Origin of the sequence: Burkholderia sp. GbtcB21 (assembly GCF_019091065.1) — a bacterium.
In the GTDB taxonomy this organism is placed as follows: Bacteria; Pseudomonadota; Gammaproteobacteria; order Burkholderiales; family Burkholderiaceae; genus Burkholderia; species Burkholderia pyrrocinia_C.
On sequence record NZ_JAGXKA010000578.1, the window covers coordinates 1 to 228 of the forward strand.

A 228-nucleotide genomic window follows, 5' to 3' on the forward strand; every position below is an offset into this window, starting at 1 on the left:
CGCGCAATGCGCAACTGCTGAGCTTCGGCGATCCGGCGCCGGCGCACACGCCGCGCACGCCGCTGTCGGGATTGAATGCCGCGCTGCTGCTGAACGACGACACGCAGGGCCGCGTCGGCACGGTCACGGCGCTGCTGCGCCCCGGCAACCGGCCCGCTCCGTCGGTGCCGGCCGCGCCGGCATTACCGCCCGCCGTCGTTCCGGCGCCGCCCGTCGCCGGCCTGTCGG

The 228-nt window shown here is 76.8% G+C and carries 1 protein-coding gene; it reads left to right on the forward strand.

Translation table 11 applies throughout. The features are described from left to right. Nucleotides 1-228: DUF1176 domain-containing protein (locus KVT39_RS37715; RefSeq protein ID WP_217591550.1), on the forward strand; the 228-nt coding region annotated here is incomplete at both ends.